The sequence below is a fragment of the Abyssisolibacter fermentans genome, assembly GCF_001559865.1.
GTDB classification, from domain to species: Bacteria; Bacillota; Clostridia; order Tissierellales; family MCWD3; genus Abyssisolibacter; species Abyssisolibacter fermentans.
On record NZ_LOHE01000037.1, the window covers coordinates 278,992 to 294,282 of the forward strand.

Consider the following 15,291-nt stretch of genomic DNA (forward strand, 5'->3'; position numbering starts at 1 on the left):
CAAAATAAGTTAAGTTTAAGAAAAGCTCCCTAAATAAATTATTTGTAAAATAAAACAATCAGTATATATAATACCAATATATGCGTTAGGTATGATGTTGTAATGAGATACTCAAAATAGTATAATAAATAGTAGTATAAGAATTATTATTTTTGTTTTTAATATCGAAAACTATAAGTAGCAAAAAATATTTTATCTTCAGATAGAGTTTTTATCTGAAGTCTACGAGTTCACTGTATGAGGTGATTTTACATTGGAAAACTACATAATTGTAGTAGGAGACAGCAACGAAAAACATAGATTGTCTATAGTACAACTGTTAAATAAAAAAGGATATAAGGTATATGAGGCAAGTGATGGTGGTGGGGTGTTGAGGCTTGCCAGAGCTATTAGACCAAAGTTAATCATATTAGATGTAAATATATGGGGAATGAATGCTTTTGATGTAGCACGGATTGTAGAGAGTGACAATCTTTCAACTATTGTATTTATGACTGACAAAAGGGATAAGTATTTTTATGAGAAACTAAAAAAATACAAACTATTTGCATATTTGAGTAAACCTATCAACCCTTACCAAATAAATCATCTAATAGAATTTGTTATTATGAACTCTAATAAGATGAATAGTCTTTATGAAAAAGTGGAAAAACTTGAGAGTACTTTATCTGCAAGAAAAAAAATTGACAAGGCTAAAGGTCTTTTAATGCAAAAAATGAATTTTACTGAAGATGAAGCTTTTAAATTTTTGAGGAAACGAAGTATGGATATGTGCATATCTATGGAAAAAGTTGCGATAGATATTATAAAAAAATATTGAAAAAAATGATAAGGGATATGGTTTATGCATGAAAACTTATTTACCTTAATTAACAAAAAATCTGGATAAATATTACAAATAAATAGGAGGTTATTATGGCTAGACCGATTAAATGGAGAAAGATTGAATATATGCCTAAATATAATTATTTTAAACCTGGTAATATACCTGCATGTGAATTAGAAGAAAATATTCTCAAAATAGAAGAGTATGAAGCAATAAGATTAAAAGATTTAGAGGGATTAGATCAAGAAGCATGTGCACAAAAGATGAATGTTTCCAGACAAACTTTTCAAAGAATATATGGCTTTGCTAAGAAAAAGGTTGCTGATAGTTTAATAAATGGAAAAGCGATTCTTATAAAAGGTGGAAATTATACTAAAAATATATGTATGTTTCGTTGTTTAGCTTGTGATCATACTTGGGAAATTAGAGTTGAAGATATAGAAGATATAGAAGAAATAAAGAATATAAATATTAAATGTCCAGAATGTGAATCACGCGAAATTAAATGTGAATCAAAAACTAAACAAAATTATTGCAGAAAGAGATGTCAAAATAGAAGAGGAAAAAATATAGAATAACTTAGAACCTGTAAAAAGGGTTCTTTTTTTGAGCAGAGAACCCAAATTTTTTTGGTGTGAATTGTTTACTCCTATGAAAGAACTGAATAGGAGATTCATTTATTAAGATATTCTGATTAGAAGATGTCCATTAAATGGCAGACATACCAACTTGGTATGCCTTCGAATATTAACTTAGATGTACCTCAGACTAGTCTGAATAAGCGATTCACACTAAATTAAAATTTAGGTTCTCTGCTCATAATTCAGAAACTTACAGTATATTATTCAAAGTTATACGAATAATCAGGGCTAAAATAAGAATAAAAAATTGGATAAAATCAAAAACATTATTGACATATGCCCGAAACGTGGTATAATTAAAATGAGCATATGCTAATAAACTGAATTTATTGTTTTATATAAAGTGAGGTGATAATATGCCAGGAAGAGATGGAACTGGTCCATGTGGAGAAGGTAGTTTAACAGGTAGAGGATTAGGTATTTGTGAAGCAAAAGAAGGCGATATAAAGGACTTAAGAGGTTTAGGTAGAGGTTTAGGATTTGGATGCCGTAGAAGACCTAGAAGGTTTTCTAGAGCTACTTATATTCAAAAAGATAAAGAAGAATAAAGTTTTCACCAATAAAGTCATAATAAATAAATATAGTCCATTGATTATGTATTTTGATTATGACTAATATAATAACCAAAGTAATGCAGAAAGAGACTGTTCATTTTGAACAGTCTCTTTTAACATATAAGAATAAAATTCAATTCCTAATAGATTTATTAGTTGGATTAGTTATTATAGCAGTTGTTCACGGGTTGATTAAGTAGTGATTTGTAAGTTTTGAATAGATTACTTTAGTAATGGAAATATTATTACGGGTGCGATAAAAATGACCTAATAAAAATTATAACAAATAGGAAATGAGGAAATCTTTAAGAATGATCTAGAAAACGATTTTCAGCATATATGACTTATAATTGGTTAAATTAATATTTTAATATAAATATTGACATTATATATCATATAAAATATAATAATATACTATACAAAATATTATGAATTAAATGATGAATAGCGAAATTAGTATATTAGCTTGGGACAAACATCATTTTTTGTATATTTTGTATCAATATAAATAAGAGGAGGAGTCATATGATTAAAAAATTTATATCATATTATAGACCACATATGAAATTATTTATATTAGATATGGTAGCAGCATTATTAATAGCTATAATAGATTTGGTCTTTCCAATACTATCAAGAGACATTTTAAATGAGTATATACCAGATGGTAACTTAAGAGCTATATATATTTCGGTTGCTGTGCTGATAGTTATATATGGTTTAAGAGCAATATTTAACTACATAGTTGACTATTGGGGACATGTAGTCGGGGTAAGAATGGAATATGACATGCGTAAAGATTTATTTTCACATATTCAGACCTTGTCTTTTAACTTTTTCGACAATACAAGAACTGGACATATAATGTCTAGAATAGTAAATGATTTAAGAGAAGTTTCAGAGTTAGCACATCATGGTCCAGAGGATTTATTCTTATCGTTAATTATGCTTGTTGGTTCATTTTTTATTTTACTTACTATAGAATGGCGTCTTACACTAGTAGTATTTGTATTTGTTCCTATTATGACTTTTTATGCAATAAAAAAAAGAAAGAAAATGTCAAGAGCATTTAAAATGGTAAAAAAACGTATTGCTAATGTAAATTCACGTTTAGAAAATAGTATATCAGGAATAAGAGTGGCAAAATCTTTTACAAATGAAGAATATGAAATGGAAAAGTTTGATGAAGGAAATTTTGAGTTTAGGGAATCTAGAGAAGAAGCGTTTAAATCGATGGCGGAGTTAACATCAGGTATTCATTTTTTTGCTAATATTTTAAAAATATTAGTTATTGGTATTGGTGGTATATTGATATATAGAAATGAGTTAGTATACGGTGATTTAGTAGCATTTTTATTATATATACAGTTTTTCTTACAGCCTATAAGAAAATTGATGCAATTCACACAGCAATATGAAGCTGGAATGGCTGGTTTTGAAAGATTTGTTGAGATAATGGATGTACAACCCCAAATTCAAAATTCTGAAAAATCCATAGTACTTGATAATATTAAAGGAGATATAGAATTTGACAAAGTAACTTTTTCATATAATCAAGATGAATCTGTTTTATCAAATATAGACTTAAAAATATCAAACGGTAAAACACTTGCACTAGTTGGTCCTTCAGGTGGTGGTAAAACTACTATGTGTCATTTAATACCAAGGTTTTATGATGTAAATGAAGGTAGTGTTACACTTGATGGTGTTAATATCAAAGATATTGATATTAAAGTTTTAAGAAAAAATATTGGTTTTGTTCAACAAGATATATTTTTATTTTCAGGAACAATAAAGGACAATATATTATATGGAAAACCAGATGCTGTAGACGCAGAAGTTATTGAAGCAGCTAAGAAAGCCAACATTCATAGTTTTATATGTAATTTACCAGATGGTTATGATACTTATGTAGGCGAAAAAGGAGTAAGGCTATCCGGAGGACAAAAACAAAGGATATCTATTGCGAGAGTTTTTTTAAAAAATCCTCCAATATTGATTTTAGATGAAGCAACTTCTGCTTTAGATAACGAAACAGAAATAAGAATACAAAAAGCTTTAGAAGAATTGTCAGAGGGAAGGACAACATTAGTTATAGCTCATAGATTGTCAACAATAAAAAATGCAGATGAAATAGTCGTTATTACTAATGAAGGTGTAAAAGAAAGAGGCAATCATGAAGAATTGTTAGAAAAGAAAGGTATTTATGAAAAACTATACAAATCACAATTTAGGGGTTATATACCTGATGATATAGATTACTAGTATTTAATATTAAAATAACAGTTCAAGTGGTAAGTTAGAAATAACAAATTTATCAATTTTCAACACTTTACTTTATGATTAATCAGGGTTAACTTTAGTAAACGAATTCACTATGGAAAATTAAAACTGTATATAAAAACTACATACAAATATCACAAAAATAAATATTTTACATAGTATAATACTGTATAAATATTTAATAAAGAGAGGTGTAACTTGTATGGATTTCAATATACAGTATCCGGAAATATATTATAGAATTCATCCAAGCGTTGTGCAATGCATAATGAGATATTTTTCTTCGTATAATGCACTTAATCAAATGCCAGATGAAGATCAGTTAAGTGTTATGGTTGATGAAGTATATAGTGAAGTTGTTAGAGAATACCCTGAGATAAATAAAGACATAAAAGAACAAAAAAGTCTTATTAGAACAAAATATGCTCAAAATAGACCCTATTATGGGAGGAAAAGATTACTTAAAGATATAATATCTATTATAATAATTGGAGAACTTATGAAGAGAAGAAGACCACCATATTATAGACCATATTATGGACCATATTATGGATATTAACATATAACAGTGAATTATGTTTGATATATTACATTATTAAGCTTTTGAAAAATTAAAATTAGTAGTATAATGAAGTGGTAAATACGTGGATATTTGCTACTTTTTTATTAATTCTTCATCCTCTCATTTCAATAAGTGAGAGGATGAAGTTCTTTGATTACAGGTGGAGTAGAATTTTCACCTGAAGTCTTGATGTTTAATTTAGAAAAATTTATAGTAAAAAAGAACTAATTATTTGTTTACCATAATCGCATTTACAAAAAATTAATAATGAAGAAACTTTCAAATTTACAGTAATTCTTATAATACTACTTAACATAAGGTTAAGTTATTAATAAAATATTACTATTTACAAATAGTTTGGTGTAATATACAATATATATGTATTGAAAAAAGAAACACCACAATATAAAGGGGTTGTATAAATGATTACAAGAGTTCAAAAAAGAAATGGTGATATTGTTGATTTTGACTTACATAAGATTCAAAATGCTATTTTTTCATCAGCGAAAACAGTTGGAGGAGACAATATCAATGAATCAAAGAGATTAGCTGAAATGGTAGAAAATATAATATCAGAAGCTTTTGGAGTAGGAATTCCTTCAGTCGAAGACATTCAAGATATAGTAGAAAAAGTACTTATAGAAGAAGGTCATGCGAAAACAGCTAAAGCATATATTCTTTATAGAAGCAAACATGCTGAAATTAGAGAAAATAAAAATTTGTTCATGGATGCAGAAAGCATGATTGATGAATATGTATCATTTGATGATTGGCGAATTAATGAAAATGCTAATATGGGTTTTAGTTTACAAGGATTAAATAATCATATAGTAGATTCAATAACACAAAAATATTGGCTTAATAAGATCTATACTAAAGAGTTAAGAGATGCTCATATAAATGGAGATCTACACATACATGATTTAGGATTGTTAGCACCATATTGTTGTGGTTGGGATTTAGAATCAATATTGAATAATGGCTTTAAAGGAGCTTCAGGTAAATTGGAATCAAAACCACCAAAGCACTTAAAGTCTTTTTTAGGACAAATAGTTAACTGGTTATATACATTGCAAGGTGAAGCAGCAGGAGCACAAGCTGTAAGTTCATTAGATACTTATGTAGCACCATTTATATATTATGATAATTTATCATATTATGAAGTTAAAAAGTCAGTGCAAAGTTTTATATATAATTTAAATGTTCCAACTAGAGTAGGATTTCAAACTCCGTTTACAAATATAACGCTTGATGTAATATGTCATCCAATGCTAAAAAATATGCCTGTAACTATAGGTGGCAAAAGAATGGAAAAGACCTATGGAGAATTTCAGGATCAGATGGATATGTTTAATAAAGCTTTTTGTGAGGTAATGATGGAAGGAGATGGAGCGGGTAGAAGCTTTAGTTTTCCTATTCCTACAATAAATATAACTAGAGATTTTCCTTGGGACTCTGAAATATCAAATTGTATCATGGAAATGACTAGAAAGTTTGGAACACCATATTTTGCTAACTTCATTAATAGTGAACTTGATCCTGAGGATGTAAGAAGCATGTGTTGTAGATTACGTTTAGATAACAGAGAATTAAGAAGGCGAGGCGGAGGATTATTCGGAGCTAATCCGCTAACAGGGTCAATTAATGTAGTAACATTGAACATGGGAAGAATAGGTTATTTATCAGAATCTAGAGAAGAATTCAAACAAAGAGTAAGGAGTTTAATGGAAAAAGCTAAATTAATCTGTGAATTAAAAAGAACATCTTTAGAAAAATATATGGAAGCTGGTCTATATCCATATTCAAGATATTACTTACAAGGAGTTAAAGACTCACAAGGTGGTTATTATAAAAATCATTTTAGTACAATTGGGTTAAATGGAATGAATGAAGCATGTCTTAATTTATTAGGAGAAGATATAACTACTGAAGAAGGACAGGAATTTGCTGTAGAAGTTATGGAATTTATGAATAAAGTAATACAAATTTTCCAAGAAGAAACTGGCAGTTTATGGAATTTAGAAGCATCTCCAGCTGAAGGGGCTGCATATAGATTTGCTAGAATGGATAAAAGGATGTATCCTAAAATAATAACTCAAGGTGATAAAGAGCCATATTATACAAATTCAACACAACTTCCAGTGGGTCATACAAAAGACATATTTGAAGCAATTGAGTTACAAGAAAATTTACAGACACTTTATACTGGTGGAACAGTTTTTCATGGATTTATGGGTGAAGAATTAGATAGTATCGAAACGGTGAAACTTTTATTACAAAGATGTTTTGAAAATAGTCGAATTCCTTATATAACTATAACACCTACATATAGTATATGTAGTGAACACGGTTATTTGAGCGGGAATCAACCAGTTTGCCCTAAATGTAACAGTAAAACTGAAGTATGGACACGTGTTGTCGGATTCCATAGACCTATTCAATCGTGGAACAAAGGTAAGTTAGAAGAATTTAATGATAGACAGGAATTCGAAGCAAAAACCAGCTTAAAGCAAAATAAATCTGATTTAGTAACAGTATTATAGGTGTTTGATATGATATTTCATGGGCATATAAAGAGTTCGTTTATTGATTACCCTGATAAAATATCGACTGTGTTATTTACTAAAGGCTGTAATTTCAGGTGTTCTTTTTGTCATAATGCAGAGCTTTTAGGGCAGTGGGAAAATGAATTGAATGAAAAATATATTTTTGATTTTCTTAATAAAAGGAAGAATTTTATAGATGCTGTGTGTGTTTCTGGAGGAGAAGTTACATTATATCCACAACTTTATGATTTTTTAAAAAAAGTAAAAGAATTAGGTTTCTTAGCAAAGATTGATACAAATGGTACTAATCCTGAAATGATTTATAAGCTATTAAATGAAGATTATATAGATTATATAGCTATGGATATTAAAGCACCATTTGAAAAATATAAATCAGTAGTTAATGCAGATGCAGACATAAAAAAAATAAAAGATAGTATAGAAATTATAAGACAATCAAAAAAAGGTTATGAATTTAGAACTACCGTTTGTAAAGAACTATTAAGTGTAGAGGATATAATAAAAATAGCAGAATATTTAAAAGGCAGTAGTAAATATGCTATACAAAATTTTAGAGATGGTGATAATGTATTAGTTGGAAAAGGTAAGCTAACTCCTTTTACAATAGAAGAACTAGATTTTTTAAAACAAAAGATAAATAATTATTTTAACAAATTGATAATTAGATAAACTAATAAAACCGACCTAAAGCATATTTTTTAGGTCGGTTTAGTTTAAGATAAAAAGTTTTTTTCAGAGATATATAATTAACAATTTATACCATTAATTTCAGACTATTTGTACAAAATTTTCATAATAGATAACTTTGCTAATATATAAAAGTGAATAAATAGATAAAATTTAAATAATATAAAAAAAAAACGAAAAAAACGAAAAAAATGAAGGAAAATAATGGAATACGGAGAATGTAAATAGTAACTAGAAAAAACCAAATTATTCATAGAAAATAAATACTTCTTTTAAATGAAGCTCATTCTTCGAATGAGTAAGCTATTCACATAAAATCATAGATTTTAGTTCTCTGTTTATAAGATATTCATTAAATTCTCGACATACCAACTTGGTATGCCTTCTAATTCACTGAAATCTTATAATTCAGAAACTTACAGCATATTATCGGGAGTTATATGAATAATCAGGTTTAAAAATTATAATAGGGAGTTATTAAAATGAGAATTATGGGAAATTTTAATGGACTAAAAGAAAGACTGTATTCTTTTTTTAAAATTAACTTAAGGAAGAATTTATTCACACTAAAGTTAGTAATTCCATTAGCATGGGTATTCACAATATACTATATTTATACTCATAAAACAATTCCAAAATCCAATTTAATAATAAATATTATAGGTAGTTCTATTATTTTATTAACAGGTTTTGCTTCAATTGAATCGTGTAAGACAGATTTTGAAAGAGATTTTGTATATATTCTTAATAATATAGCTAATTATATATGGATCATAGATTTGAAAAAAAATAAAATAAAAGTATATTATAGACATGCTGATTACTTTGTTGATTGTAAAATAGGTTATGTGGAGACTTTGTATGATTTGCTATATTTAATACACCCAGATGATAGAGGGGTAATTCATGATTTAATGGATAACAAATTTAAACATATTGAAGAAGCTTTTGAAACAGGAATGAGAATTAAAGGTTATGGTAACAGTTGGAGATTATTTAAAATAAAAGGAAATGTAACTCAAACAGAGTTTGCGTATGGTTTTGCGTATGATACAACTAATGAAGATAGAAGCAATAATAGAATAATTTTAAATAGTGAAAAAAAATTAAACAATTTAGTTCAAAATATGAATAGCAATTATATTTTAATAGAGTTAAATGATGATGGTAGCTTTGGTAAGCACCTGGACGCTAATGATAATTTGCTGAAAATTTTTAATTGTACAAGAGAAGATTTATTAAATAAAACTCCATATGAAATAAATATAAAACCACATATAATAAAAAAATTAGAAAACATTGACATGAAAAACAATAATGAAATAGAGTATTCGTTTATTTGTAGTACAGGAGATGTTAGGCATGTATTACTGAACAGATACGATATATGTATAAATGAAAAAAAAGCTGCAATAATAATATCTAAAGATATTACAAATATCAAAAATATGCAGTTAGATATTAAAAATAGTGAGGAGATTTATAGAATATTTTTCGAGATATTACCTGATGCTATCTTTGTAACTGAAAATGGTTTAATAACTTACGTAAATCCTGCAGGTGTAAGCATGTTTAAATTTAATAATAAAGAGGATTTGATAAATGAAAAGTTTATGTCGTTTATTCATCCAGAATATCATGATAAATTATATAACCTAAAAAAAGAAAATGATAAAAAATATATCGAAGCTTTAGTAATTAATAATTATGGGCAAGAAACAAATGTTGAAATTGCATATTCTACATTTGTTGATGGTTCTTCTAAGGCAAATACAGTAGTTATATTAAGAGATATAACAAAATATGTGCAGGCGCAGGAAAAAATGAATGATATAATTAATAAAAATACTGAATTTCTAAAACAGATTATAAGAGATTTTAAACTTAAGGAAGAATTATTTTCTAATTTATCACATGATTTCAAAACACCATTAAATATTATTTTAGGTGTTATACAATTACTTCGTAAATTTAATGATGATTCTAATATAAAAAATAATGACCAAAAAGTTAAAAGATATTTATCTGTTATGAGCCAAAATTGTTTTAGACTTTTAAGATTAATAAATAATTTAACTGATTTGGTTAAAAGCGATACTGGTTATTTAAATCTTAATCTTGAAAATGTCGATATAGTAAAATTGCTTGAAGATATAGTTATGTCAGTAGTGGAATTTGTTGAAAATAAAGGTGTTGAAATAGTATTTGATACAAATATTGAAGAAAAAATTATATTAATAGATATAGATAAAATTGAAAGAACTATACTCAATTTATTATCAAACGCTATTAAAAACTGTAAAAAAGGTGATTTAATAAAGGTAAATTTGATTTGTAATGATAGTAATATAAGGATTGTCGTAGAAGATACAGGTACGGGTATACCAAAAGATAAATTAAAATGTATATTTGAAAGATTTAGTCATTTTGACAAATCTAGAGGTGGCAGTATTAATGGCAGTGGAATTGGTCTTACTCTAGTAAAATCATTTGTAGATCTTCATAACGGTAAGATACATGTAGAAAGTGAATTAAATGTTGGAACAAAATTTTATATTGACATACCATTTAATCAGGCTGATAAAGAAAAAAATGTTAATAATAATATGGTAATAAAGGATTCAAATATGATATTAGAAAGAATAAATCATGAATTATCTGATATTTATTTAGATTAATATGCACTTATTTATAGTATTTATAAATATAGTCTATCTGAAGCAGAAAAATTAATATATCATTTTGACAGAAGCTTTACTTTGAGAGGTAACACCAATAAAGAACGTTGTCTCAAAATAAGCTTTGAGACAATTATAGAGAACTCAATTTTGATTAAATTGCTTACAGCTGAAGGGATATAGAAATGATTGATTGAAATTTTTTGTAAAATGAATAGAAATATTAATTCAATTATTTGAGAAGAATATGTCTAGTTAGTTTTAGACAAGCTTATATTTGAGTTGGGAGTATTATTTTTTCCAGTTCAAATATTTTTTTTCGAAAACAGATATTATTTTGTACATTATAGATGCTAGTATTGCTAGTATTATGACGCTCAACATAACCAAGTCCATTTTAAATACTTGGCTACCATAAACTATAAGGTAACCTATACCGGCTTTAGAAACTAAAAATTCACCGACTATAACGCCTACCCAAGATAATCCTATATTTATTTTTAAACAATTTATCATTGAAGGTATACTTGCAGGTAAAATTGCCATTTTAAAAACTTGATATTTAGATGCACCAAATGCTTTAAGCATTTTTATAATGTTACTGTCTACTTGCATGAAAGCAGTGTATACGTTCATTATGGTAACAACAATAGATATAGATATGGCAGTTACAATTATTCCAGAATAACCAGCACCAACCCAGAGAATGATTATTGGAGCTAAAGCTGTTTTTGGTAGACTGTTAAATACAACAAGATATGGATCTAATACTTTTGATAAAAAAGAAGATATCCATAATGCTATGGCTATTATTATCCCAAGCAAAGTACCAATAGTAAATCCAGCTATATTTTCTAGTAGAGATACACATAAATGATTCAATAATGAGCCATTTTTAAATAGTTTTACCATAAGTTTAATGATTGCAGAAGGATAGCTTGTAAGAAAGGTTTCAATCCATCCAAAATTTGCAGCTATTTGCCAATAAGCTATTAATATAATTAAAATTGCTATTTGAGTTATAAATATCATCTTTTTCATTCGGTTATGCTTTTTAATAAAATTTATATGTTCAAGTGTTGGCTTCTTATTATTTGACATGAACATCCAACTCCTTCCATATCTTGTTGAAATAATATTTGAATTCAGGAGCTTCTCTACTAATTATTGGACTTTTTTGATTATTAGGGCAGGTTAATTTAATAGATATGATATCTTTTATATATGCTGGTCTGTTAGATAAAACAATTATTCTATCTGCCATACTTACTGCTTCAGATATATCATGTGTAACCATTAAAGCAGTTTTATTTTCTTTTTTTAGAATAATACCTATTTCATCAGCTATAGCAAGTCGTGTTTGATAATCAAGAGCAGAAAAAGGTTCATCCAATAATAAAAATTCCGGATGAATAGCGAGAGTTCTAATCAAAGCTACCCTTTGTCTCATACCACCTGAAAGCTGTCTAGGATAGTTATACATAAAATCTCCAAGACCATATGTATATAAAAGTTTTTTTACATAACTTATCCTTTCCTTAGTTATTTTATTTTGAATTTCTAGTCCTATAAGAGTATTGTTTAGTATGTTTCTCCATTCAAACAAATAATCTTTTTGAAACATATAGCCAGTTTTTTTATTTAATTCAACCTTACCTGATGAAGGTTGAATTAGGTTTGAAATAATAGATAAGAGAGTTGATTTGCCACAACCGCTTGGTCCTACTATTATAACTATTTCACCTTCATATACATCAAAAGATATATTATTTAGTACTTCTATCTCATCTTCTAATGTATGATAAGTCATAGATAGATTTTTTACTTCAAGAATTTTATTCATAATAGCCTCCTTGTGTAAGGAATATAAACTTAATTATTCATATTATTTTACTATAAAAAGAATCAAATGTTTAACACTGATTATTTATATAACTTTGAATAGTATGCTGTATAATTTTCTATGAATAATCTAGGTTTAATATGTTTATATAAGAGTACAGATATTTTGCTCATATTGTTTTTCTATAAATAATATTGGTATTATATTATATTCAAATATAAGCTTGTGGTGAAAATTAAAAGTCATGCATTATTTAATTACAGATAATGTATGACTTTAATAAAGAGTATAAAATTATTATTTAGATTAGCATGTTAGATAAGCTCCTAAACATCCAAATATTTTTTTATAGAAGCCTATTGATTCATCAATTATAGCAATCAATTTATTTCTCCTGCTAATTTTGATTTACTAAATTTTAATAATGTTATATTATTTAATAAATGGATTTTTTAAAAGGGAGATTTAGTATGTTTTAAAAAGTTATGTGCTAAGAACAAGTAAATCACTTATTTATAGTATCACATCAACGTCTGAATTGGGCGTAACAAATTATGAACTAGCATTTAAAACAGCATAGTTTGTCAAAATCATAGCTGTATAGCTTAAAATATAGGAGGTAAAAAATGCAAATAAGTAATGACAAAATTAGTATTAGTGTAAGAGATAAGGGAGCAGAACTGACAAGTATCAAATCATTAGAAAATAATAAAGAGTTTTTGTGGCAAGCTGATCCGAATTTTTGGGGTAAACATGCACCAATATTGTTTCCTGTAATAGGTACTATGAAAGATGGTGAGTATGAATATAATGGGAAAACATATCAAATGACAAAGCATGGGTTTGCGAGAGATCTAGACTTTGAATTTGTATCAGAAACTAAAGATACATTAAAATATGTGTTAAAAGCTAATGATTATACTTTAAAAATGTATCCATTTGAATTTGAACTATATGTAATGTATAAACTTGAAAGCAATAAAATAATTCTTACATATGAAGTATTTAACATGAAGGATGAAGATATGTATTTTTCAATAGGAGGACATCCTGCATTTAACTGCGATATAGAAGGTGGAAATGCTTATTTAGAATTTGAGAAAGAGGAAAATTTCATTTCTAGAATAGTAGATGGTAAAAATGGTTTAGTATCACCTAATACTATAAAAGTTAAAAATAATAAAAATCAAATACATTTAAGCTATGATTTATTTAATAATGATGCATTGATATTTGAAAATTTGAATTCAAACTCTATAGTTATTAGAAATACAAAAACAAATGATAGTGTTAAAATGACTCATACAGGTTTTCCATACATGGGAATATGGACTAAACCGGCACCATTCATATGTTTAGAACCTTGGTATGGCATAGCTGATTATTATAATACTAATAAAAAACTTGAAGATAAGATTGGTATTAGAAAATTAAAAGGGAATGAAAGTTTTGCTTGTAGTTATAGTATTGAACTAAATTGTTAACAATTTAATTGAAATTATTAATAGATTCTGATATTATTGAGGATAAATATAAATTGGATTCTAGATTAGGTAGTTGCAAAACTAAAATATAAAAAATGTAGATTAACTTTTAATGTTTAGCTCATAAGTTTTGGGCGAGGGGACCCATCTCATAATCTTTGACGGCTGGGCAAGAGCCCGTTTTGAAATGAATAAGAAGCTCACTACTTGTGTTCCTAGCAGTAAGTGATTCACTCAAAATCGTAGATTTTGGTTCTCTACTTAAGAGCGATGAAGAAACGAACTCTTGAAGTCACGCTTTCACAGAGACATGAGATGGGTGCCTAGTAACTATATTGGTAGTATTTGTAACTAATTAATTAGATTCTAAATAATGGAGGATAATTATGAGAGATGTTGCTATGAAACAATTAAGAGAACATGTTGATTCTGATAGTTTGCTAAAACATAGTTTGGCTGTAGAAGCTTCTATGAGGGGTTATGCAAAAAAGTTTGATGAAACTGTTGAAAGATGGGGAGCATGTGGTTTGCTACATGATATAGATTTTCAAAAGCATCCAGATGAACACCCATTGGTGGGAGTAGAGATACTAAGAGATTTAGGGTATGATGAAGAATTTGTCATGGCTGTAAAAGGTCATTCTGATGCTACTAATACCCCTAGAGAAACAAAATTAGCTAAGACATTGTATGCAGTTGATGAACTCTCAAGTTTTATTATAGCTTGTGTACTTGTAAGACCTACGAAATTTGAAGGATTAAAGATTAAATCAATAAAGAAAAAATTGAAAGACAAAGCATTTGCAAGAGCTGTTGATAGAGAGCAGATAAAAAAATCAGCAGAAGAATTAGGAATAGATTTAAATGAGCATATTCAAACTGTTATGGATGCTTTACTAGTAAGAGAAGAAGAATTACAAAAAGAAGGATTGAGTTTGATTTAGGTAGGTGTTTCCTGCTTTTTTATTAATAATAACAAAATTGTTAAAATAGCTAGAGTAAATCTTTGATGGAAGTGTGACTCAATGTTTTTGTGTTGAAGCTATACAAGACATTTTTTTTACTCGGAGATGCCTATATTTTTTGATAGTATGAAGATGAAAAAATATAGGCATCAATGTCGTGGTCAAAAAATGTCATGTAGCTTCTAAAGAATTTAATGTTTT

The 15,291-nt window shown here is 27.4% G+C and carries 13 protein-coding genes; 11 read left to right on the top strand and 2 right to left on the bottom strand.

Annotated elements, in window-relative coordinates; genetic code table 11:
• Positions 1-253: 253 nt before the first annotated feature.
• From AYC61_RS04890 to AYC61_RS04925, 9 genes are all read left to right on the top strand, one after another.
• Positions 254-820, top strand: a complete 567-nt coding sequence (locus AYC61_RS04890) for an ANTAR domain-containing response regulator (RefSeq protein WP_066497671.1) — start codon at positions 254-256, stop codon at positions 818-820.
• Positions 821-915: 95 nt separating this feature from the next.
• Complete coding sequence (locus AYC61_RS04895; RefSeq protein ID WP_066497674.1) at positions 916-1,404, top strand: DUF134 domain-containing protein; 489 nt, start codon at positions 916-918, stop codon at positions 1,402-1,404.
• Between the two features lie 419 nt (positions 1,405-1,823).
• Positions 1,824-2,015 (top strand): DUF5320 domain-containing protein, encoded by a 192-nt coding sequence (locus AYC61_RS04900; RefSeq protein WP_066497678.1) that lies wholly within the window; start codon positions 1,824-1,826, stop codon positions 2,013-2,015.
• A 59-nt stretch (positions 2,016-2,074) separates the two neighbouring features.
• A complete protein-coding gene (locus AYC61_RS21555; protein ID WP_162265437.1) occupies positions 2,075-2,221 on the top strand; it encodes a hypothetical protein in 147 nt (48 codons plus the stop codon).
• 325 nt (positions 2,222-2,546) lie between these two features.
• On the top strand, positions 2,547-4,286 hold the full coding sequence (locus AYC61_RS04905) for an ABC transporter ATP-binding protein (RefSeq protein ID WP_066497681.1): 1,740 nt from the start codon (positions 2,547-2,549) through the stop codon (positions 4,284-4,286).
• A gap of 220 nt (positions 4,287-4,506) precedes the next feature.
• Positions 4,507-4,863, top strand: a complete 357-nt coding sequence (locus tag AYC61_RS04910; protein WP_066497682.1) for a hypothetical protein — start codon at positions 4,507-4,509, stop codon at positions 4,861-4,863.
• A 425-nt stretch (positions 4,864-5,288) separates the two neighbouring features.
• Positions 5,289-7,409 (top strand): ribonucleoside triphosphate reductase, encoded by a 2,121-nt coding sequence (locus AYC61_RS04915; protein WP_066497683.1) that lies wholly within the window; start codon positions 5,289-5,291, stop codon positions 7,407-7,409.
• Positions 7,410-7,418: 9 nt separating this feature from the next.
• Positions 7,419-8,102 carry an anaerobic ribonucleoside-triphosphate reductase activating protein gene (locus AYC61_RS04920; protein WP_066497684.1) on the top strand — a complete coding sequence of 228 codons (684 nt, stop codon included), beginning with the start codon at positions 7,419-7,421 and terminating at the stop codon, positions 8,100-8,102.
• Between the two features lie 500 nt (positions 8,103-8,602).
• Positions 8,603-10,798, top strand: coding sequence for a sensor histidine kinase (locus AYC61_RS04925; RefSeq protein WP_066497685.1), 2,196 nt, complete (start codon positions 8,603-8,605; stop codon positions 10,796-10,798).
• A 291-nt stretch (positions 10,799-11,089) separates the two neighbouring features.
• Here the strand turns inward: AYC61_RS04925 and AYC61_RS04930 are convergent, their stop codons facing one another.
• Complete coding sequence (locus AYC61_RS04930) at positions 11,090-11,899, bottom strand: ABC transporter permease (protein WP_156456353.1); 810 nt, start codon at positions 11,897-11,899, stop codon at positions 11,090-11,092.
• Positions 11,889-12,641: an ABC transporter ATP-binding protein gene (locus AYC61_RS04935; RefSeq protein WP_066497690.1), complete on the bottom strand. Its 753-nt coding sequence runs from the start codon at positions 12,639-12,641 to the stop codon at positions 11,889-11,891. The genes AYC61_RS04930 and AYC61_RS04935 overlap by 11 nt, the downstream gene beginning before the upstream one ends.
• A gap of 626 nt (positions 12,642-13,267) precedes the next feature.
• Here AYC61_RS04935 and AYC61_RS04940 point away from each other — a divergent pair.
• On the top strand, positions 13,268-14,125 hold the full coding sequence (locus AYC61_RS04940; protein ID WP_066497692.1) for an aldose 1-epimerase family protein: 858 nt from the start codon (positions 13,268-13,270) through the stop codon (positions 14,123-14,125).
• A 386-nt stretch (positions 14,126-14,511) separates the two neighbouring features.
• Positions 14,512-15,069 (top strand): HD domain-containing protein, encoded by a 558-nt coding sequence (locus tag AYC61_RS04945; RefSeq protein WP_066497693.1) that lies wholly within the window; start codon positions 14,512-14,514, stop codon positions 15,067-15,069.
• Positions 15,070-15,291 lie beyond the last annotated feature (222 nt).

Bases quoted from the DNA above. Each gene is read 5' to 3' on its own strand.
- AYC61_RS04900 (WP_066497678.1), top strand. From the start codon at position 1,824: ATGCCAGGAAGAGATGGAACTGGTCCATGTGGAGAAGGTAGTTTAACA.
- AYC61_RS04910 (WP_066497682.1), top strand. From the start codon at position 4,507: ATGGATTTCAATATACAGTATCCGGAAATATATTATAGAATTCATCCA.
- AYC61_RS04920 (WP_066497684.1), top strand. From the start codon at position 7,419: ATGATATTTCATGGGCATATAAAGAGTTCGTTTATTGATTACCCTGAT.
- AYC61_RS04905 (WP_066497681.1), top strand. From the start codon at position 2,547: ATGATTAAAAAATTTATATCATATTATAGACCACATATGAAATTATTT.
- AYC61_RS04935 (WP_066497690.1), bottom strand. From the start codon at position 12,641: ATGAATAAAATTCTTGAAGTAAAAAATCTATCTATGACTTATCATACA.
- AYC61_RS04915 (WP_066497683.1), top strand. From the start codon at position 5,289: ATGATTACAAGAGTTCAAAAAAGAAATGGTGATATTGTTGATTTTGAC.
- AYC61_RS21555 (WP_162265437.1), top strand. From the start codon at position 2,075: ATGACTAATATAATAACCAAAGTAATGCAGAAAGAGACTGTTCATTTT.
- AYC61_RS04925 (WP_066497685.1), top strand. From the start codon at position 8,603: ATGAGAATTATGGGAAATTTTAATGGACTAAAAGAAAGACTGTATTCT.
- AYC61_RS04945 (WP_066497693.1), top strand. From the start codon at position 14,512: ATGAGAGATGTTGCTATGAAACAATTAAGAGAACATGTTGATTCTGAT.
- AYC61_RS04930 (WP_156456353.1), bottom strand. From the start codon at position 11,899: ATGTCAAATAATAAGAAGCCAACACTTGAACATATAAATTTTATTAAA.
- AYC61_RS04895 (WP_066497674.1), top strand. From the start codon at position 916: ATGGCTAGACCGATTAAATGGAGAAAGATTGAATATATGCCTAAATAT.
- AYC61_RS04940 (WP_066497692.1), top strand. From the start codon at position 13,268: ATGCAAATAAGTAATGACAAAATTAGTATTAGTGTAAGAGATAAGGGA.